At 59.0% G+C, this 19,532-nt stretch carries 16 protein-coding genes; 4 read left to right on the top strand and 12 right to left on the bottom strand.

Going from position 1 to position 19,532, the window contains the following annotated elements:
• Positions 1-21 precede the first annotated feature (21 nt).
• On the bottom strand, positions 22-789 hold the full coding sequence (locus AWB64_RS20955) for an SDR family oxidoreductase (protein WP_060857343.1): 768 nt from the start codon (positions 787-789) through the stop codon (positions 22-24).
• A gap of 96 nt (positions 790-885) precedes the next feature.
• On the bottom strand, positions 886-2,457 hold the full coding sequence (locus AWB64_RS20950; RefSeq protein WP_060857342.1) for a methyl-accepting chemotaxis protein: 1,572 nt from the start codon (positions 2,455-2,457) through the stop codon (positions 886-888).
• Between the two features lie 503 nt (positions 2,458-2,960).
• Between AWB64_RS20950 and AWB64_RS20945 the strand changes: the two genes are divergently transcribed.
• The 3 genes from AWB64_RS20945 to pdeR all read left to right on the top strand — a co-directional run bounded on the left by AWB64_RS20945 (position 2,961) and on the right by pdeR (position 8,275).
• On the top strand, positions 2,961-3,953 hold the full coding sequence (locus AWB64_RS20945) for an extracellular solute-binding protein (RefSeq protein ID WP_244164141.1): 993 nt from the start codon (positions 2,961-2,963) through the stop codon (positions 3,951-3,953).
• Positions 3,953-5,773 carry a diguanylate cyclase domain-containing protein gene (locus AWB64_RS20940; RefSeq protein ID WP_060857341.1) on the top strand — a complete coding sequence of 607 codons (1,821 nt, stop codon included), beginning with the start codon at positions 3,953-3,955 and terminating at the stop codon, positions 5,771-5,773. The genes AWB64_RS20945 and AWB64_RS20940 overlap by 1 nt, the downstream gene beginning before the upstream one ends.
• Positions 5,774-6,259: 486 nt before the next feature.
• A complete protein-coding gene (gene pdeR, locus AWB64_RS20935) occupies positions 6,260-8,275 on the top strand; it encodes a cyclic di-GMP phosphodiesterase (protein ID WP_060857340.1) in 2,016 nt (671 codons plus the stop codon).
• 54 nt (positions 8,276-8,329) lie between these two features.
• Here the strand turns inward: pdeR and AWB64_RS20930 are convergent, their stop codons facing one another.
• The 10 genes from AWB64_RS20930 to AWB64_RS20885 form a co-directional block, all read right to left on the bottom strand.
• Positions 8,330-9,208 carry a crotonase/enoyl-CoA hydratase family protein gene (locus tag AWB64_RS20930; RefSeq protein ID WP_060857339.1) on the bottom strand — a complete coding sequence of 293 codons (879 nt, stop codon included), beginning with the start codon at positions 9,206-9,208 and terminating at the stop codon, positions 8,330-8,332.
• 751 nt (positions 9,209-9,959) lie between these two features.
• Positions 9,960-11,294, bottom strand: a complete 1,335-nt coding sequence (locus AWB64_RS20925) for an MFS transporter (RefSeq protein ID WP_060857338.1) — start codon at positions 11,292-11,294, stop codon at positions 9,960-9,962.
• Positions 11,295-11,338: 44 nt separating this feature from the next.
• Positions 11,339-12,388 (bottom strand): LacI family DNA-binding transcriptional regulator, encoded by a 1,050-nt coding sequence (locus AWB64_RS20920; RefSeq protein WP_060857337.1) that lies wholly within the window; start codon positions 12,386-12,388, stop codon positions 11,339-11,341.
• A 125-nt stretch (positions 12,389-12,513) separates the two neighbouring features.
• Positions 12,514-13,311, bottom strand: coding sequence for a type 2 periplasmic-binding domain-containing protein (locus tag AWB64_RS20915; RefSeq protein ID WP_157766666.1), 798 nt, complete (start codon positions 13,309-13,311; stop codon positions 12,514-12,516).
• A 64-nt stretch (positions 13,312-13,375) separates the two neighbouring features.
• Complete coding sequence (locus tag AWB64_RS20910) at positions 13,376-14,254, bottom strand: ABC transporter permease (RefSeq protein ID WP_082850568.1); 879 nt, start codon at positions 14,252-14,254, stop codon at positions 13,376-13,378.
• Positions 14,247-15,092: an ABC transporter ATP-binding protein gene (locus AWB64_RS20905; RefSeq protein WP_374728640.1), complete on the bottom strand. Its 846-nt coding sequence runs from the start codon at positions 15,090-15,092 to the stop codon at positions 14,247-14,249. The genes AWB64_RS20910 and AWB64_RS20905 overlap by 8 nt, the downstream gene beginning before the upstream one ends.
• The gene (locus tag AWB64_RS20900) at positions 15,089-16,192 is read right to left on the bottom strand and encodes an ABC transporter substrate-binding protein (protein ID WP_060857335.1); all 1,104 of its coding nucleotides are present in this window, start codon (positions 16,190-16,192) and stop codon (positions 15,089-15,091) included. The genes AWB64_RS20905 and AWB64_RS20900 overlap by 4 nt, the downstream gene beginning before the upstream one ends.
• A 224-nt stretch (positions 16,193-16,416) precedes the next feature.
• The gene (locus AWB64_RS20895) at positions 16,417-17,187 is read right to left on the bottom strand and encodes a DUF899 domain-containing protein (protein ID WP_060857334.1); all 771 of its coding nucleotides are present in this window, start codon (positions 17,185-17,187) and stop codon (positions 16,417-16,419) included.
• 21 nt (positions 17,188-17,208) lie between these two features.
• Entirely contained in the window at positions 17,209-17,637 is a 429-nt protein-coding gene (locus AWB64_RS20890) for an SRPBCC family protein (RefSeq protein WP_060857333.1), read from the bottom strand.
• Positions 17,544-17,966, bottom strand: a complete 423-nt coding sequence (locus AWB64_RS20885; RefSeq protein ID WP_060857332.1) for an ArsR/SmtB family transcription factor — start codon at positions 17,964-17,966, stop codon at positions 17,544-17,546. Before AWB64_RS20885 ends, AWB64_RS20890 begins: the two co-directional genes overlap by 94 nt.
• A 392-nt stretch (positions 17,967-18,358) precedes the next feature.
• On the opposite strand from AWB64_RS20885, the gene AWB64_RS20880 reads away from it, so the two are divergent.
• Positions 18,359-19,507: a porin gene (locus AWB64_RS20880; protein WP_060857331.1), complete on the top strand. Its 1,149-nt coding sequence runs from the start codon at positions 18,359-18,361 to the stop codon at positions 19,505-19,507.
• Positions 19,508-19,532 lie beyond the last annotated feature (25 nt).

Below are 19,532 nucleotides of genomic sequence, written 5' to 3'. Positions count from 1 at the left end.
GGCGCGCGCGCCGCTCAACCGTCAAAGCACGGCGAGCCACCCGCCATCGACATAAATGATCTGCCCGTTCACATAACTCGACGCCGCCGATGACAAGAACACCGCCGCGCCAACAAGCTCCTCCGGCGTGCCCCATCGTTGCGACGGATTGCTGCTTTTGACCCACGCGTCGAAGGCGGGATTCTCGACCAGCGGCTTGTTCATGTCGGTGAGGATGTAACCCGGCCCAATCGCGTTCGCCTGGATATTCGAGGCGGCCCACTCCGCGCTCATGGCGCGCGTGAGCATCTTGATGCCGCCTTTCGCGGCCGTATATGCGCCAACAGTCGCACGCGCGCCCTCGCTCGTGAGCGAACCGATGTTCACGATCTTGCCGCCAGCTCCGCGCTCGATCATGCGTCTGGCTGCCTGCTTTGACACGATGAACGCGCTCGTGAGATTGGTATCGATCACGCGTTGCCAGTCGCTTAGTTCAAGCTCGACAAGCGGCTTTCGAAACTGGATGCCGGCGTTGTTGACGACAATGTCGACCTGCACGCCTTGCCTGTCCCAATCCGCAAAGGCGTCGTGCACGGCCTGTTCGTTCGTGACATCGAATGCGTGGCCTTGCGCATTCAGTCCTTTGTTCGTCAGACGCGAGACTGCTTCGTTCACGGTGTCGGCCCGCGTTCCGTTGACGATCACGCGCGCGCCCGCATTCGCCAATCCTTCGGCGAGCGCGAAGCCGATGCCGCGCGCGGAACCGGTGACAAGCGCCGTGCGGCCGCTCAGATCGAAAAGCTGTGTCATGCGTCTGTCCCTTTCATGCCGTGTTGTGCCGGGCCGTCAAGGCTACGCTCTATCGGTGCGGGCCGCTTGCAGGCTTCCGCGTGCCGTGAGCCTGCCTCAAACCGCCGCCGCTTCCTTCACGGTGAAAAGCCTTACCGCTTCATCGAGCACGTCCGCGCGTTCGGCGAGCCGCAGCGCTGTCGCAGCCGCCTGCTCGACCAATGCGGCGTTCTGCTGGGTCGATCCGTCCAGATGCGCGACCGCCTGGTTGACCTGCCGGATGCCTTCGGCCTGCTCGCTGCTCGCGTTCGCCACTTCCGAAATGATCGCCGATACACGATGCACGGCGGCATCGATCGCGCGCATCTGGCTGGTCGTGCGCGCCACGAGATCCGTGCCTTCCGCGATCTGCGCAACGCTCGTCTCGACCACGACCTTGATCTCTCTCGCCGATGCCGCGCAGCGCTGGGCCAGGTTGCGCACTTCGGTTGCGACCACTGCGAACGAGCGGCCGGCTTCGCCCGCGCGCGCCGCTTCAACCGCCGCGTTTAACGCGAGGATATTGGTCTGGAACGCAATGCCATCGATCACGCCGGTGATGTCCGCGATCCGCTGCGACGCTGTATTGATCCCCGCCATGGTTTCTTCAACGCGAATGGCGATCTTGCCACCATCGCTTGCTGCCGTCTGCGCTTCCTTCACGAGTTCGAGCGCCCGTACGCTTGCATCCGCGTTGCCCGTCACGGTACTGGTCAACTGGTCCATGGTCGCGGCCGTTTGCTCGAGCGAAGCCGCCTGTAACTCGGTGCGTCGCGACAAATCCATATTGCCGCTGGAGATTTCGCGCGCCGCGTCCATCATTCCGCCAATCTGTCCACGCACGTCCAGCACAATGGCCGACAGATTCGCCTTGAGCTGGTTGAGCGCGTGCTGGACTTCGCCGAGGTCGTCGCGTTTGCCGGCTTCCATCGATACCGTCAGGTCGCCTGCCGCCATGCGTGACGCGTAACCGGACATTGCGCCCACGCGCGCGCCGATCTGGCGCGACACGCTGGCCCAGCCGAACGCGCTCACCAATGCGCTCACGCCAAAAGCGAACCACAACGGCAGCGGCGGCGCGCCGTTATACACAACCAGTCCGCTAGCCAGTACTGCAAGCGGCGCGCTTGCATAACCGAGCGCCACGCGTTTGGCCACGGGCATGTGCATCAATGCCCCGAGCTTGCCCAGGACCCCGCGGCGCACAAGCACGCCTTGCTGAAGACGCAGCGACCCCATCGCGCCGGCTCGCATACGTGCGTACAACGCGTCGGCGCTCGCTACTTCGTCGCGGCCGGGCTTGACGCGCACGCTCAGGAAACCCACCGCCTTGCCGTGTTCGATAACCGGCGTCACGTTCGCGCGAACCCAGTAGAAATCGCCATTTTTGCGGCGGTTCTTGACCAGCGCCGTCCAGGGCCGGCCGCCGCAGATGGTCGTCCACATGTCGGCGAAGGCATCGCGCGGCATGTCGGGGTGGCGGATCAGGTTGTGCGGCTGGCCGATGAGTTCGTCGCGCGAATAGCCGGATACGTCGATAAAAGCCGGATTGCAATACTTGATATTTCCAGAAAGATCGGTCGCCGAGACAAGCATTTCCGTCGATGGGAACTCGTATTCGTGCTGCGTGACAGGCTGGTTGTTGCGCATTTGATGTGTCCTTTCTCTCTTCTGGAAGGCGACGCACCGTTAGGTGGCGGGCGCGCTTTTCATGCATTTACGTTACCCATGGGTAACGGCATGTACCCACAAATTCTTTAGGGTTTTTATGCTTAAGAGTGTGGAAAAGGGCAGTGCGCGACGCGGCACGAAGGGTCTCTGAGCGCAGTGGAGCAGCAGTGCGCCTGAACTTAAAGCTTCGAGAAAACACGCCGTAAACCTGTCATGGGATGAACCCATATAAAGCGGCCAGCGTTAAGGTTCGCGCACGCCAACGCCAACGCTAACGCTAACGCCAAATAGACAAGGACAATCCAATGCGTGGTGCCGGAGGATCCGTTCGGCAATTGCCGCCCGCGCGCATCGGCGCGACGTTTAGCTCTCTCGCGATCTCGATTTCAACGTCGATTGCCATTGCATTCCGCCGCCGCGATGCGGTGAATGCATCCGGCTTCCGGCGAATGGCGTCCGCGTTCATCTTGAGCGTCTGTTCAATGCTTGCGCTGCCGGCGCTTGCGGCCGGAAATGTCTTGCGGGTCCTGGCGTGGCCCGGCTACGCGGACAGCGACCTCGTCAGGCAATTCGAGTCGCGCTATCACGCGAAGGTCGAAGTCACGCTGATCGACTCGGACGAGGCGCTGCACGACAGGATGCACGCGGGCGCCGCGCCCCAATTCGATGTCTTCGCTGCCAATACCGCCGAGATCGAACACTATTCGCACGAAAACCTGCTCGCACCGCTCGATCTCGCAAGCATTCCCAATACCCGGCGGCAATTGCCGCGCTTTCGCGAACTCTCGTCCGTGGGCGCTCTGACACGCGACGGCGAGGTGTACGCCATTCCATTTACGTATTCGTCGATGGGGCTTATCTACGATCGCAGGCAGATCGCCGTCGCGCCACGGTCCATGAACGAACTATGGAATCCGCGTTATCGCGGCAAGGTCCTGGATTTCAACAGCGGCCAGCACAACTACTCCTTCACCGCGTTGGCGCTGGGCTATCGCGATCCGTTCAATCTAAGCGCATCGCAAATGCGGACGATCACGCGCAGGCTGATTGATCTGCGCCGCAATCTCCTCACTTATTACACGCTGCCGGAAGAGGCGGCCGCGTTTTTCATCGAACATAAGGCGGCCTTGATGTTCGGCAACTACGGCACGCAACAGGTCGCGTTGCTGCGACGCGCCGGCGCGGATGTGGGCTACGTCATTCCCGACGAAGGTGCGCTCGCGTGGCTGGATTGCTGGGCCATCACGAACTCGGCGGTCAATCGTCCGCTCGCGCTGGCGTGGATCAACTTCATGCTCGAACCGCGCGTGAGCGAACAACTCACGCAGCGCCAGGGCCTTGCCAACACCCTGAGCGCGGAACCGGAAAGCAGCGGGCATGCGCACATTGTCTGGATCGAACCGGTGGAAGACAGTCAGCGGCGCGAGGCCCTGTGGAGCCGAATTGTCTCGGGCGACCGGCCGGGGCGGTTCTGATGCTGCGCCCCGGACTGACGTTCAGGCTGTCCGTCTTGCTTGCGTGCATTGGCGTGCTGGCGTCCGGCGCGACCGGTTACTACGCGTATCGCGCGAATCGCACGATGCTCGTGAAGGAGGCCGAGCACAGCCTGATGACATCGACGGAACTGCTGGCGCAGCGCTCGTCGGTCGCCATCGAGGATATTGCAGCCGACGCTCAGGTGCTGGCTTCGCTGCCTTCGTCGGCGGCGATCGCGCAGGCCGATGACGGCGCGGGCAGGAACGCCGCCCGCGAGAGACTCGCCCAGGTTTTTTTCAGTTTCATGGCGCATCACCGGGAATACCTGCAGGTCAGGCTGATCGCGCGCGGACACCACGGTCTCGAACTGATCCGCTTCGACCGTGACGCGAACCGCGCGGTGCGGGTCGAAGACAGCGGGCTGCAGGAGAAGGGGCAGTTTGCGTACGTGTTCGATACGCTTGCGCTCGGCGTGGGTCATATCTATGTATCGCCGATCACGGTCAATCACGAACGCGGCGCGCACGCGGCTGAAGGACGCCCCACGCTGCGCCTTGGAACGCCGGTTGCGAACGACCATGGCGTGATGGTCGGCGTGGTGGTGATCGACGTCGATCTTGCAAAGCTGCTTGAACGCTTGCAGGTCGACTTGCCAGGCAACTACGAGGTCTACCTCGCCAACGAATGGGGCGATTTCCTCGTTCATCCGGATGCATCGCAGACATTCGGTTTTGACAAGGGACGCCGGATCTTCATGCAGGAGCGCTTTCCCGCGACGCGGCCGCTGTTCGAAGCAGGACGATCCGCCGTGGTGCTGAACGGGCTGGCGCAGCCCGTTCAGGCGTCGGCGCGAATACTCGCTTTCATACACAGGCCGTTTGGCGAATCCGAAGGCAACCGGTTTGTGGTGCTGGGTTTGTCACGCCCTCTTTCGGACGCACTCAACGGCGCGAGCATGCTCGGCAACAGCATTGTTCGAATGGTGCTGATCTCGAGTCTGCTTGCCATCGTCCTGGCGGTCATGTTCGCGCGTGCACTGGTCCAGCCGCTGCAAACGCTCGCGCACGCCGCAACCCATTTCTTCGCCGATCACACCATGCAGGCGCTGCCGGTGCGCCGCACCGACGAAATCGGCGTGCTGGCGCGCTGCTTTGAGCGCATGCGCGGCGAAATCCGCTCGCACATCGACGGGCTGCACAGCAGGCAACACGAACTGGCGCACCTCGCGCGCCACGATGTGCTGACGGGACTTCCCAACCGGATGCTGTTCATGGAGCGGCTCGAGGAAGCGATCCGCGACGCTGCAGCGAGCGCCGCACCGCTTGCGGTCTTGTTCGTCGATCTGGATCGATTCAAGCAGATCAACGATCAATACGGCCACTCGGCCGGCGACGACGTGCTCGTTGAAGTCGCGCGGCGCCTGCAGGGTTTGCTGAGCAGCGCCGACATGGTCGCGCGGCTCGGCGGCGACGAATTCGTGGTCTTGATCAACGGTACGCGTTCGGCGGGCCCGGCGCCCGAAATCGCGTCCCGCATCAAGGAAACGCTGGACGACGTGCTGCTTGTCAACGAGCGGCGCATGACGGTGGGCGCGAGCATCGGCATCAGCCAGTTTCCCGGGGATGGCATCTCGGCTGGCGCGCTTTTGCTCAATGCCGACGCCGCCATGTATGCTGCGAAGTCCGACGGAAAATGCGCCTATTTGCGATACCAGGACTTGCCTGAAGCACAGCGCTCGCGCAAGACGGCAGGCCTGGCTGGCGAGTTCGACACTGACGATCTCGCGGCTGCGGCCGACGACGCTGGCGCAATGCTTTGATCCAGGGAAGCTTTGTCGTAAGGAGGTGCGCCTTCATCTGTCAAGTTTTCGAATGGCGCCGCCGTTATTCCGGATACACCTTGAAAACAGAGTGGACCTTGAAAACGGTTTGGAATCGCCACGCCTGGATTCATATTCGCATTGAATAAAAAAACGGTAGTGCTATTAAATGATTAGACAAATACTCGGCGGTTTATTGAAACGCGAATGCAATAGTTCTGTTGGAGTTTTGCAGCATTTTGTCGCTATTTTTTGTTTTGAATTCGGGCGCTGATTCTGCAGTCCGCGTAAGATATGATCAAATAATTGACTAAAGGCGACTTACTGTTTGGGCCAGCACCGGAGCGTTGGTACTTCGCGGTGCTGTGAAGCGGACTCGCAGGTTGAAGTTGACTCCAGATGTGAACGCGTGAGCGGCGGCATCGGGTGAATCTGGCGGGACGCGCTGACGGGGCGGCAGTCAGAGAATTTTTTCTGGAGTTGCTGATGATGGTTGAAGAAGACGGCCTGGACCTGTTTACGTGGTTTGGCACGACCAGCCCATGCTGGCGGCTGTCGATCGATAGTAACGCGCTCGAACTTGCTACCGTGCGGGGACCCGCGAACGTGAGCGTGCCGCTCGACGCGTCCCAAGCCGCGCAGATCAGGGCGCTCACGGGCGTAACGTCTCATCTGGCGCTCGACATCAAGATTTTCGGTTATCCGTACCGGCTGCATCTGGTCGGTAAAAAGATCAATATTCGTGAATGGGCCGGCACGGCATCGGACTATACGGACACGTCGTCGGTCGCCCGTGATCTTGTCCATGGCCTCGCATTCGCGGAGCAAGTTGTTTCCGAAGTGAATTCGCTCGTCGTCATTCTCGACGGCCGCGGCATTATTCAGCGCTTTAACCGCATGTGCGAGGAAGTCACCGGCATGCGCGAGGAAGACGTCATTGGCAAGAGCGCATACGTGCTTTTCATGTCGGACGACGAGGGCGCGGCATCGCGAAGCAATATCAACGGCTTTTTTGCAAGCGGCCAGCCGTATCAGGTCGAGAGATATATCAACACGGTCACAGGACCTCGTCTTTTTCTGTTCCGCAATAAATTCGTGCAGAGCGGCAGCGGTGTGGACGAGCGTTTTCTCATCTGCTCGGGTACGGATATCACCGAAGAACGCAAGGCCCAGCAGTTGCTCGTCAAGCAGGCAACAACCGACGAGCTGACAGGCTTACTCAATCGCAAGGCCATTCAGGAAGAAATCGAGAACGCCATCGCGGCCGAAAAAGAGGCGGGAGATAACGTTGGCGAAGAACACCTCGGCATCCTGTTTCTCGATCTCGACAACTTCAAGAAGGTGAATGACCACTACGGGCACGTGGTCGGCGACCGGCTGATCCGCGAGGTCTCGGCGAAGATCAAGAGCTGCCTGGCCCCCGGCGATACGCTCGCGCGGCTCGGTGGCGACGAGTTCGTCGTGGTCATTAGGAAATCGACCATTGCGCTCTTGACGAAGACGGCGGAAACCATTCTGAGCAGTTTGCAGCAGCCGTTCGACTTCGGTCTGATCAAGCTCTATACAGGCTGTTCCATTGGGATTGCGCTATACCCCGAGCACGGCGACCGGCTCGAGAGCCTGATCCGCAGTGCGGACACAGCCATGTATGTTGCGAAGGATGACGGCAAGCATACGTATCGCGTGTTCACGCCGGAAATGAACCGCAAGGTCGCGGAATACGTCTGGCTCGATACGAACCTGCGCAAGGCGCTGGAAGAAAGGCAACTCGAGCTCTACTACCAGCCGAAAGTCAGCCTGAGAACCGGCGAGGTCGACAGCGTCGAGGCATTGGTCCGGTGGAATTCGCCGGAGCGCGGCGTGGTCTCGCCGCTCGATTTCATTCCCTATGCAGAAGAGTCCGGACTGATCGGTCCGCTAGGACGATGGGTCATGCATGCCGCTGCCACCCAGGCGTCGAACTGGCAGATGCAGGGCATCGACTTGCGTATATCCATCAATGTGTCCGCGCGCCAGTTACGCGATACGGATATCGTCAAGCATTTCACCGAGGTGCTGGCGGAAACGCACTCGCGTTCATGCATGCTCGACGTGGAACTGACCGAGAGCTGTTTTATTGAAGACGAAGCAGCGGCGCTCGTGCTGATCGGCCAGTTCCGGAAGATGGGCGTGCGCGTGCATCTCGACGACTTCGGTACGGGCTATTCGTCGTTGTCGCAGTTGTCACGTATTCCGCTCGACGCCATCAAGCTTGATCGAAGCTTCATCAAGGGAATCGATGTAAACAGCAAACCGCAAGCGCTTGTTCGCGCCATGGTGGCGATTGCGCATGAATTGCGTTTGTCCGTGGTCGCTGAAGGTGTGGAAACCGAGGCTGAAGCGGATTTCCTGCGTGGCCTTGGTGTCGATCTTGTGCAGGGCTTCCTGTATGCGCGGCCCATGCCTGCCCGCGCATTCGAAGCATGGCTCGCCGAAAAAAGAAAGCTCAGGCTTATCGCCTGAGCTTCTCCTGGTTAAAGAGCCTGACCAAAGAGCGTTAGTGAAGCCTGATGCAGCTTAATGATGGTCGAGGTTCGCCATCTTCAGCTTGGACACACGGCGGTTTTGCAACATCACCAGCCGCTCCATGAAAGCCAGGTCCTTCTCTTCAATTGTGAAAGCGGCCCGCACCCAGTCCTCGGTAATCTCGATCAGTTCAGCGCGCGGCAACGCCAGTACGCGTTGCCGCGCCTTGATCATTGCGCGAATGCCGTTGAGCTTGGGACGGACGCCATCTATGAAGGTGCGCGTCGCGAGGAATGCGTCGCCGGGCTGGAACGTCTGATCGACAATTCCCTTCTCCGCGTACCAGTCGCCGGTATGCGCTTCTCCGGTACTGATCAACTCTTCGGCCAGCCGCATGCCGGCCTTGCGTTCGACCAGTGAATAACCGCCCATGCCGGGAAAGAGATTAAAGGCTATTTCAGGGAAACCCATTTTTGCATCGTTCTGCGCGAGCAGAAAATGGTGTGCCAAGGCTGACTCGAATCCACCTCCCAATGCCGTGCCTTCGACCATTGCAATGGATATGGCGCCGGTCCCGAATCCGCTATAGATTTCATGGAGTCCGTCGATACATGAGCGTGCATAAGCCATCAGCAATTCACGCCGCCCGGATCGAATGGCATCGACAAAGAAATCGAGATCGCCGCCTACATTGAAGATATCCGGAACGAGAGAACCGGTGACCCAGAAGTCAAAGCGCAAGCCTGACTCTCTTGCGGCGCGCGCGAGATCAATGATGTCATTGACGAGTTCTTGCGTGAAACAGGGACGTGGACGTGAACGAAGCATCATCCACATGGTGCGGCGTTCTTCCTCGTAATATGCGGAAATTTGTGACAGGTCTCCGGCCTCGAGGAAGGGACGGCAAGCTGGGTTGTTTTTAAGGTTCATGGCGATGATCCAATTTAAAAAGGGTTGAACTTGGGTAAAGCCATGAGAGGGTAAAGCACAGAATTTCATATCGGATGGGGTATACGAGGGGAAACCCACACTCGCGCAAAGCATTAATGACGCGTCAAAATTGGCTCAAAAAACGCGATGATTTAACGTTGCTAAGCGAACCATCTGGCTTTGAAAAAGTGTTCGCTTAGCAACGGCGAATCGTCGCGTTATGAGGTTTGCTGGGTGTGCTCGAATGGCTGACGACTTCCGGTAACAACTTGGTTTGGGACGGTGATCGTGCAGGTGGAACTGGCTGAAACATCCAAAAATGCCGCTGTGTTTCGGGTCGATGCCGTAGCAGCGATGTACCGCGTCAGGTGTCCGGTCCGACAAGGCGGCGTTGCTGGGCATGCTTGCGTTGGTCAATAACAGGTGCGGTCACGACTTTCGTTTATTCAGATCAAGATTTTGGCTAATAAAACTACTTTGGATTACGAATCAACTCAGAGGCGGAAAATTTTCACATGGGTGAGGCCAATGGCCGCACGTTCCGTATTCGGCTAATCATTGCCGGTCGGTATTGTGATCGCGTCTTCTGTGTGGGATTCAAAGTTGCTTGGCTCACAACCGCGGACGGTGCTTACGATTGGGACATGCGCCGGCTTTGGAGCCTGGCGGGAAGGACAATTGATGGATGATCGGTTTTCGCTCGCGAAGGAAAGCCATCGCAAGCGAAAACACCGCATTCTGATCGGACCCTTCACGTATGGCGTTCTTCGGCAAACGTGCCGCGCGGCGCGCTTTCCAGGGCCGTATCGTGTTTGAGCAGCAGCACGGCGGCAACGCCCACCAGCCCAGCGCCCGAGAGGCACAGCAGTCCGGCTGCGAAACTGCCGGTGCTGTCCTTGATCCAGCCCATCGCATAGGGTCCGAAAAAGCCCGCAAGATTGCCAAGGGAGTTCACAGCGGCAATGCCGCCTGCTGCCGCCGCGCCTGAAAGAAATGCCGCGGGCAATGTCCAGATAACGGGCAGGCAGCCGAAGATGCCAAAGCCGGCAATCGACAGCGCGATCATTTTCAGTACCGGATTGTCCAGCGCGGTCGATGCCGCGATTCCGCCGGCCGCAACCAGTAATGCAATCGCTACATGCCATTTGCGCTCGAGTTTGCGGTCCGAATGACGTCCCCAGTACACCATGCTGATTGCACCCACAACGTAGGGCAGCGACGTCACCAGTCCCGTTTGCACATTCGTCAGGCCGAACCCCTTAACGATCTGCGGCAAGAAGAAGCTCAAGCCGTAATTCGTTGCATTCGCACCGAAATAGATCAGTGCAACGGCAAGCACGCGCGGATTGAACAGCGCTTCCTTGACGCTGAAGCTGCGTACGGCTTCGCGTTGCTTGCGCTCCTCAGCCTGGCGGTTGACGAGCCAGTCGCGCTCTTCGTCGCTGAGCCACTTTGCGTCGGCGGGTTTGTCGGTGAGATAGGCTAGCACCGCGAATGCGAGAAGCAAGGCCGGCAACGCTTCGATCAGATACACCCATTGCCAGCCGGCAAGACCACCAAGCTTGTCCATGTTGAGCAGCGCACCGGAGATAGGCGCACCAATGACTGTGGACAACGGGATCGCGACCATGAAGTAACCGACTACACGCCCGCGATAAGCGCCGGGAAACCAGAGCGTCAGCAAGAAGATGATGCCGGGGAAAAATCCCGCTTCGGCAATCCCGAGCAGAACGCGCAGCGCGTAGAACACGTGCGCGGCGGACATCCCCGTATACCGTGCTATATGCGGAATGAAAGCCATCGCGCCTGCGAGGATGCCCCAGGTGAACATGATCCGTGCAATCCATCTGCGCGCGCCGAATTTCTCGAGCAGCAAATTGGACGGCACTTCGAAGAAGAAATACGCGATGAAGAAAATGCCTGCGCCAAAGCCAAAAGCGCTAGGTGAAAATCCAAGGTCCTTGTTCATTTGCAATGCCGCAAAGCCGACATTCACGCGGTCCAGATACGCGATGAAATAACAAAGAATAAGGAAGGGCACTAGCCGCGCGGTCACGCGGGCAAGGGTACGTTTCTCGAGGTCCATTCGCCATGTCTCCTGTTTTTAGGTCGTGATTCGTCTGAAACGTTTCATCCAGATACAGCAGTTTCGGCGGGCGCGTGTGCCGTGCTTTCACGCACCAGTAACTCCGCCGTAAAACTCAAATGAACACATTCATCCTGCTGGCCGCTCAAGAGCTTGAGCATCAACTGCCAGATAGCATGGCCGATGGCTTCCACAGGCTGGCGGATCGAAGTGAGATACGGCCGCAGTACGGACATCCACGGGGCGTCGTCAAAGGAAAGCAGTGACACGTCCAGGGGAATCCGCAAGTCGGCATCGCGAATGGCGCGCAGCGCGCCCAATGTGGTGACATTGCAGCCGGTGAAGAGGGCGGTCGGACGCATCGAGCCGCTCAAGATCTTCAACGTCGCCGCGTGGCTTTGCGCGGCTGTCATACCACATTCGACCACAGAAACGTATGTGTCGAGGTTGGCGTTGTGCATTGCGTCCATGTAGCCTTCGGCGCGCTCCCGTGAGTTCACAAGCTTGAGTGTGTTCACCAGGAACGCAATGCGCTTGTGACCAAGCGCAATGAGGTGCGCGGTTCCTTCGGCGGACGCGCTGCGGCTATTGGTCGTCACCGTGTTTGCAGGGAAAGTGTCGTCCACGCGATCCGCCATGACGAGCGGCACATGACATTCGCGGGCCTCGGCAATTGCGTGTTGAGCGCGTTGATAACCGCTGCACGGGATGACGATCATGCCTGCAACCTGACGAGACATGACAAAGCGGATGCGTTCCGTTTCGCGTTCCGGGTCCTCGCCGGCGTGAGCCAGGATGAGCTGGTAACCGTGCTGAAGCGCATGCGTTTCGAGGGCGCGCGCGATATCGACGAAGAACGGGTTCGTGAGGTCGGGGAGGACCAGACCTATGGAAGTCGGACGGCCGCGGCGCAGATCCGCTGCGATTCCATTTCGCCGATAGCCCATTCGACGTGCGGCATCCCAGACGCGGCGTGCACGCTCGGCGCTCACGCCCGATGCGCCGGAGAGTACCTTCGACGCCGTGCCGACAGACACTTCCGCCGCATTCGCGACATCACGCAGCGTGGGAACGGTTCTGTCAGAAACGCGCATGGAAAGCCCACTCGCTATCGACTGAAACGTTTCAGAGGATAGGTGATGAATGAAGCAACTACAAGATAAGCGGGCTTAGGGTATACGGTGGATTCGGGTAACTCCGGGTCTGATGGCGAGCCGCGTCAGTGACAGTACAAGTCGTTCTCGGCGATGAACATGTCGAAGGCAAGCTGCTTGGCTACCGTCTCGCGCACGGTTGCAAGCCATCGGCTCTGGCGCCAGCCGCGCACGGCGGTATAGATGAAACGCATGCTTGCGGCATCGCCGCCGGGAGTCGCAATGAATGCGGGCGTGGGCGCGATGGCGCCGGGAAGTACCCTGTAATAGCTCCAGTCGGGTTGCTTCAATAATGACTTGATGATGAGCTCGTCGTCCACCAATGCGGTGCATTCGCCGGCCTGGAAGGCCAGCAGCGCGTCCAGCGGGCGATCGAACGCCAGAAGGCGCGCGCCGTGCAGTTTCGCGGCGCGAGAACCGTACACGTTGCCCGTCGACGTGCAGATCGATCCCGCATGCAAGTCTTCCCAGTCGTGGACCTGTCCGTGGCGCAGGACGAGTCCCAGGCCTCGGCCGTTCGCGTAAGAGACGGGGGCAAAAGATAGCGATGCATTCGGTTGAAACGGCAGGCCATCGATTGCTACATCTGCCTTTCCCGTCGCGACGGCGGCCGCTGCTGAATCAGGATCGCGAAGCAGCAGGTCGACAGATAATCCGAGACGGCGTCCCAGGTCAGCGGCCAATGCGGCCGACAAAGGGTCAGGCGAGCGCAACGTACGATCCACGTGGCCGACGTTCAACACGGGTGCGGGCCGTGGTGGCACGGCGACAATCAGCGTGCCGCGAAGACGTGCCGCCGCGAACGGCCTCTCAAGACTGACAAACTGGCTTAACGCCACGCCGGCAAGTACGAGAACCAGCAAAAAAGCGGCCGCGCGATTGCGCGTGCTTGACCATGACCAGGAATTGGGAAAGCGAGCGCTATCGCTAGCCATTTTGTGTAATGCCAACACGCCAGCGCAGCAGCTTGCGTTCGAGCAACGACAGGCCGTAGTTGATCAGCAAGCCAAAGAGCGCAAGCAATACGATACCCGCGTACATATCGGGAATCTGAAAAGTCTCCTGCGAGTTCAGCGTGTAGAAACCAAGGCCCGAGCGCGCACCGATCATTTCAGCGGCGACCAGCGCGGTGATGCTGTATGCGCCGGCAAGGCGGATGCCTGTCAGTATCTGCGGCAAGGCCGCAGGCAAAATAACCTTCGCAAAGATAAAGCCTTGCGTGGCGCCCATCGACCGGGCGCAATCGATAAAGATTCGCTCGACCTGCTTTACGCCAGACAGCGTGTTGAGCAGCACCGGCCAGAATGCGGCCCACACGATGATCGCGATCTTCGACGATTCCCCAATGCCAAGAAAAAGCATGAACACAGGAAACAACGCGAATGCGGAGACCTGCCGCAGCAATTGGTAAAGGGGATCGGCGACGCGTTCGACACGCCGGAACCAGCCCAGCAAAAATCCGCCGACAATTCCGGCCGCGACGGCGAGCAACAACCCGGCGAGCGACCGGAACGCACTGGCGCCAATGTGCTTCCAGACTTCGCCGGTATCGAAGAGATGCGCGATTGCGATCATGACCGACGACGGTGGACTGAGATACGCCGAGCTGACAATGCCAAGGCGCGGCAGCAACTCCCACAACAGCAGGAATCCAATCAGCGCAATGCTGCGTTCGAAGACACGCACGGCATGAATGCGCAGCGGCGAAGGTTCTTTTAATGGCGAGCCGGCAGCGCTGTTGGATGCATCGGATGCGAATGGCTCGCTCGCAGCAAAGACGGCGGTAGCAGTTGATCGATTACGCATGGACGGTCCTTGTTTGCTCTTGAGCAGGCGCATTGCGTACTTCGGCGACCTCGGTTTTCAGCAGGCTCCAGGCGCGTTGCCGCAACGCCAGGAACTCCGTCGAATTTCGCACGGTCTCATCGCGCGGCCGTGGCAGCGTGATATCGACGATTTCCTTGATCCTGCCGGGACCGCGCGTCATGATCGCCACGCGGTCAGAAAGAAATATCGCTTCGTCTATGCTGTGTGTGATGAACACCACCGTCTTTGCGCTCTTCTCCCAAATGCCAAGTAGTTCGCTTTGCAACGACTCGCGCGTTTGAGCATCGAGCGCACCGAAGGGCTCGTCCATCAACAGCACTTCGGGTCCGTATGCCAGCGCGCGTGCAATGGCAACGCGTTGGCGCATGCCGCCTGAAAGCTGGTGCGGGTAATGATCGCCATACGCTTGCAATCCGACGAGCGACAGAAATCGCGCGGCTTCAGCACGGCGTTCGGCCCGTTTCACATCGCGAATCTCAAGACCGATTTCAATGTTCTCCATGACGGTACGCCACGGGAACAGCGCATACCCCTGAAACACGACACCCAGCTTGCGACTGACGCCGCTGAGGATCTGTCCGTCTATGCGCACATCGCCGCGGGTCTGCGGCACGAGTCCGGCGAGTATGTTGAGGAAGCTCGATTTGCCGCAGCCGCTCGGTCCCAGCACCGAAAGGAATTCACCCTCTCGCACTGACAGGTTGAAATCGTGAAGCACAACGTTGCTGCGTGAGCGCCCCGGCGTTCCCTGATCGATGTAGGCAAGGCCCAGCTGCTCGGCGACGATCTTGCCATGATGAAGCGGCACGCTGCTCACGATGCCGCTTCCGCCGGCGCATTCATCGCGGACTTGCCTGCATTCGTTGATGCATTCGCTCGCGCGGGAGGCTGCGCATACGGATTGAATTCGTTGGTGTACACGTCCTCGACTTTCACCTTGCCCTTTGGAATCTTGCCCGCTTGTTCGAGGATATCGATGTAGTACTGGATCGGCGGCGTGGTCACGACGAGGTCCTTGACGTAGGCATAACGCTCGACTACATCGACATCGATTCCCAGCCGTTCGGCGGTCAGCTTGCGGGCCTCATCGGGATGCGCGTTGACCCAGTTTCCAGCCTTGGCAATGGCGGTTACGAAGTCGCGTACCGCTTGCGGATGCGCGCGTGCAAACCCGCCGTTCACGCTATAAGGGGCCATTCCGCCAAGGCCGTGATCCTCGTCCCAGTCGCTCCAGAGCTTGTGAAGTTGCGGGTCGTGTTCGGCTGCGCCGGAGAACGGCGGGTGAATGATCGCGATGTCCACGTTCTTCGTGACCAGCGCCTGTTGCGACTGGTTGTCGGGAACGACCAGCCAGTTCACTTTTGAAACATCCACGCCATGCTGCGAGAGATATTTCTTGGTGACGAACTCCGCGCATGCGCCAAAACTGTTGAACGCTACCGTCTTGCCTTCGAAGTCCTTGGGCTGCGTGATGCCGGAGTCCTTGCGCGAGAAGTACTTCATATGCGGTGCGTCGGGCAATGTCTCGCCGCCGGCGGATACGACCTTGATGTCGGCCCCGCTTGCGATTGCGGAGATCACGAGTGGCACCATGCGCGTACCGAAGTCGATCTCGCCCGTGCCGACCAGAGGAATGATCTGTGGCGCCGATACTTTGCCCACGTATTTCGGACGCGTGCTGGTGCCATCGAAGTAACCCAGCTTGTCCGCGAGATAAACGAGGTCGAACGCGGGATTGTCGGGATACTTGAAGTAAGTGACCTTCGTGGCCTCGACGCTGCTGGCCGATGCAGTGCCCGGTGTTGCATCGCGGGAATTGCAGCCGCCTTGCAGGATCAGCAATGACGCCGCAATCGACGCAATGGCGGCGTACATCACGCGTTCGCGTAGACGCAAACGGGTTGGGACAGTGAGCATCGGGACACCTGAATATTTAAGCGACGAAAATACGGCAGGCGCGAATGCGGCCGCACATGGGCGAGCGCGCGTGTTCGAGACCTGGAGCTAAAGCAATTTTCGCGTTTGCCTGTCCCGTGCTTAACCAATTAAAAATGCTTTCGATATCAGGAAAGATGCGAGAGAGGAACAACATGCGGGCTTGAGCATGTGCAAGCCCGCATGTCTCGTGCGCTCAATCGATGTCAATGACAGCTATGTCCCGTCTCCCGCGGCGCGCTGGCGCCTGCATGGCCGGGTGCACTTTCATAACGATCGTGATGCCGCATCCAGTCGGTCATGCCGTGCGTTTCGTCGCGTCCTTTCGGCGTGATGTCGAGCAGGTCATAGGCGCCTATCAGGGGTTCCACGCCGCGTCCATACGCCGAGAACGTGTGATACACATCGCCGCGTTCGTCTTTGTAGAACACACTGACGCCGGGCATCTCGTCGCTGTCGAAACCGGGTTCCCTGGTTTCGTGTATCTGGAAGTTGTATTCGATCTTTCCCGTGGCTCGCTGCTCGGGCGAAAACGACACGTGATGGTCGAAATTGAAGTCGCTGCCGAACGACGATACCCATCGAAAATGCCAGCCCATGCGTTTCTTGAAGGCTTCTATTTTTGCGAGCGGCGCACGTGACACCGCGACATAGGCGACATCGCGCTGCTCGACGTGCATCAATGCGCCATCCATATGATCCGATACGAATGAGCATCCTGTGCATCCCGCTTCCCAATCCGGTCCCAGCATGAAGTGATACACGATCAACTGGCTACGTCCGTTGAAAAGGTCGGCAAGCGTCTTGCGGCCACTGGGTGTATCGAATATATAGCTTTTCTCGACCTTTACCCACGGCAGGGCGCGACGCTTTTCGGCGAGCGCGTCACGCGCATGCGTCAGGGCCTTTTCCTCGGCCAGATGCGCTTTTTGCGCAGCAAGCCATTCTTCCCTAGAAACGATCCGATGCGGTTCCATCTTTGCGTCCTCCTCCAGTAATCAGGCGAATTCCCGCACAAGCCCATCGAGGATTTCGTTCCATCCGGCCTCGTGGTTATCGCGCGCGGTTTCATCGAAGAACTGCTCGTGTTTCAGCGTGAGCAGCGTGAGTTCGCCATCGCGCCGCAGCGTGAACGTGACGAGCGATTCCCGTTCTGGCGTGCTGCGCCAGGCCCAGGTGTAGACGAGTTTTTCGTCCTGCACGACTTCCTTGAATACGCCGCTTACGTCGTGCTCCTCGCCAGCCGGCGAGCGCATGATGATCCGGAAGCGCCCGCCCACGCGCACGTCCATTTTCGCGTGGATCACGTCGTTGTTGTTGGGATGCATCCACTTCACGAGTTGCGACGGGTCCGTCCACGCGGCGTAGATTTTGGCGGGACTTGCATTGATTCGGCGCTGGAGCGTGAGACTGGGTTTGGCGGGCATGGGTCTTCCTCCACAAAGGCGGCGAGGCGATCGAGCGTGTCGGTCCAGAAGCGTTCATAGCGGGCGAGCCACTGCATCGCTTCCTCCATCGGTCCGGCGGCGAGCCGGCATGCGACGGTGCGGCCCGTCTTGGTGCGTGTGATCAGACCGGCCTCTAACAGCACATCGAGATGCTTCATCACCGCGGGCAACGACATGGCAAAGGGCTGCGCCAGATCGCTGACGGACAGGTCCGCGTTGGCGGCCATGCGTGCAAGCAGGGCGCGCCGGGTAGGGTCCGCTAACGCGTTGAATGTGCGGTCCAGGGCCGCTTCCTGAAACTTAACCATAAAGTTAAGTTTAGGACATGATCGACTGAAGTCAAGGAAGCTTAAGGCGAAATTTAAAGGCTAGGTGTTTACGCGGGTCACGGGCGGCTCCTGCAATCGCGAGGTGGGCGCACCGCTAAAGGGAAACTGGATTTGCAATCGCCGGGCGGACTGCAGAACCCTGTATTGAACGCCGACAAGACCGCGATTTCAATATACGACAAATCGCAGTGAAAAATAAAAGTTTCATCCGCTGAAGCGGCGGAAGACGCGACTTTTGTGCGTCGTTAGCATCCTTTCGTGATGAAACGTCGACAAGAGCCGCGCGGCATGACAATCACGGAAGGCAAGGCTTAAGGTTAGTCATACGAAATAAAAAGCGTTTTTGATAAATCCAAATCACGGGAAGATAAATGACGAAAATAGCTTCTATCGCCGCGGCAGCGGCGCTCGCGGGTGTCGCTGTTTCGGCGCACGCGCAAAACAGCGTGACGCTTTATGGCGTGATCGACGAAGGCCTCAACTTCACCAGCAACGCCAGAGGCCATGGCACGGTCCAGATGAAAAGCGGCGATACATACGGCAGCCGTTGGGGATTGAAAGGAAGCGAAGACCTTGGCGGCGGATATCGCGTGATCTTTCAGTTGGAGAATGGCTTTGACGCAAGCAACGGAACGCTGAAACAAGGCGGCCGTGAATTTGGCCGGCAGGCGTACGTCGGCATCCAATCCGACACTTACGGCACGCTGACGCTGGGTCGCCAGTACGATCCCACGCTTGACCTATGGAGCGGTCTTACGGGTGCGGGATCAATGACCGGCGATGTCTCGTCGCATCCGTTCGATAACGACAATGCCGACTTCGATTACCGCATCAACAACTCGGTGAAGTACACGAGCCCTTCTTATAGGGGATTCAAGGGCGAGGCCATGTACGGCTTCAGCAACGACACAGGCTTTGCGAACAATCGCATGTATAGCGCGGCCGGCCAGTATCAGAATGGCGGCCTGACTGCCGCAGTTGGTTACCTGAAGCTCAACAACGCGGGAAGCGCGACGGGCGCGGTTGCAACCGATACGGTTTTCGTAGGCTCGTCGCAGCAGAACATTGTGGCGGGTCTCGCCTACAAATTCGACAACACGAAAATAGGCTTTTCCTATTCGCATGTCGACGTGTACAACCCGACCAGCAATGGCTATTTCGCCGCGGCCGCGACTCAGCCCGCCGGCGGAAAATGGACATCGTGGAAATTCGATAACTTCGAAATCAACGGCAAATACCTGTTCACGCCGAGCTTATGGCTAGGCGGCGCGTACACATTCACCGAAGCGCATGTTCATTCCACGGTCGGCGACTTCCTGCCCAAATGGCATCAACTGTCTCTTATGCTCGACTATGACCTGAGCAAGCGGACGTCGGTATATGCACAGGGTGTTTATCAGCACGTGGTCAGCGCGAACACCGGTACCGGCTTCGATTTCGCGCAGACTCCGGCGTCGGCGGGGGTATCGTCGGGAGAGAACCAGATGGTTTATCGCGTTGCGATGATCCATCGTTTCTAATCAGCGGGCTGCATGGGCGTGGCTT

Source organism: Caballeronia sordidicola, from assembly GCF_001544455.2.
Lineage (GTDB): Bacteria > Pseudomonadota > Gammaproteobacteria > Burkholderiales > Burkholderiaceae > Caballeronia > Caballeronia sordidicola.
This window is presented reverse-complemented; position numbering and strand designations above follow the sequence as displayed.

What these genes read in the sequence shown, in the direction of transcription:
- AWB64_RS20955 (WP_060857343.1), bottom strand. Translation starts at nt 789, where the DNA reads ATGACACAGCTTTTCGATCTGAGCGGCCGCACGGCGCTTGTCACCGGT.
- AWB64_RS20885 (WP_060857332.1), bottom strand. Translation starts at nt 17,966, where the DNA reads ATGGTTAAGTTTCAGGAAGCGGCCCTGGACCGCACATTCAACGCGTTA.
- AWB64_RS20910 (WP_082850568.1), bottom strand. Translation starts at nt 14,254, where the DNA reads ATGCGTAATCGATCAACTGCTACCGCCGTCTTTGCTGCGAGCGAGCCA.
- AWB64_RS20895 (WP_060857334.1), bottom strand. Translation starts at nt 17,187, where the DNA reads ATGGAACCGCATCGGATCGTTTCTAGGGAAGAATGGCTTGCTGCGCAA.
- AWB64_RS20880 (WP_060857331.1), top strand. Translation starts at nt 18,359, where the DNA reads ATGACGAAAATAGCTTCTATCGCCGCGGCAGCGGCGCTCGCGGGTGTC.
- AWB64_RS20925 (WP_060857338.1), bottom strand. Translation starts at nt 11,294, where the DNA reads ATGGACCTCGAGAAACGTACCCTTGCCCGCGTGACCGCGCGGCTAGTG.
- pdeR (WP_060857340.1), top strand. Translation starts at nt 6,260, where the DNA reads ATGATGGTTGAAGAAGACGGCCTGGACCTGTTTACGTGGTTTGGCACG.
- AWB64_RS20950 (WP_060857342.1), bottom strand. Translation starts at nt 2,457, where the DNA reads ATGCGCAACAACCAGCCTGTCACGCAGCACGAATACGAGTTCCCATCG.
- AWB64_RS20890 (WP_060857333.1), bottom strand. Translation starts at nt 17,637, where the DNA reads ATGCCCGCCAAACCCAGTCTCACGCTCCAGCGCCGAATCAATGCAAGT.
- AWB64_RS20940 (WP_060857341.1), top strand. Translation starts at nt 3,953, where the DNA reads ATGCTGCGCCCCGGACTGACGTTCAGGCTGTCCGTCTTGCTTGCGTGC.
- AWB64_RS20920 (WP_060857337.1), bottom strand. Translation starts at nt 12,388, where the DNA reads ATGCGCGTTTCTGACAGAACCGTTCCCACGCTGCGTGATGTCGCGAAT.
- AWB64_RS20930 (WP_060857339.1), bottom strand. Translation starts at nt 9,208, where the DNA reads ATGAACCTTAAAAACAACCCAGCTTGCCGTCCCTTCCTCGAGGCCGGA.
- AWB64_RS20900 (WP_060857335.1), bottom strand. Translation starts at nt 16,192, where the DNA reads ATGCTCACTGTCCCAACCCGTTTGCGTCTACGCGAACGCGTGATGTAC.
- AWB64_RS20945 (WP_244164141.1), top strand. Translation starts at nt 2,961, where the DNA reads ATGCTTGCGCTGCCGGCGCTTGCGGCCGGAAATGTCTTGCGGGTCCTG.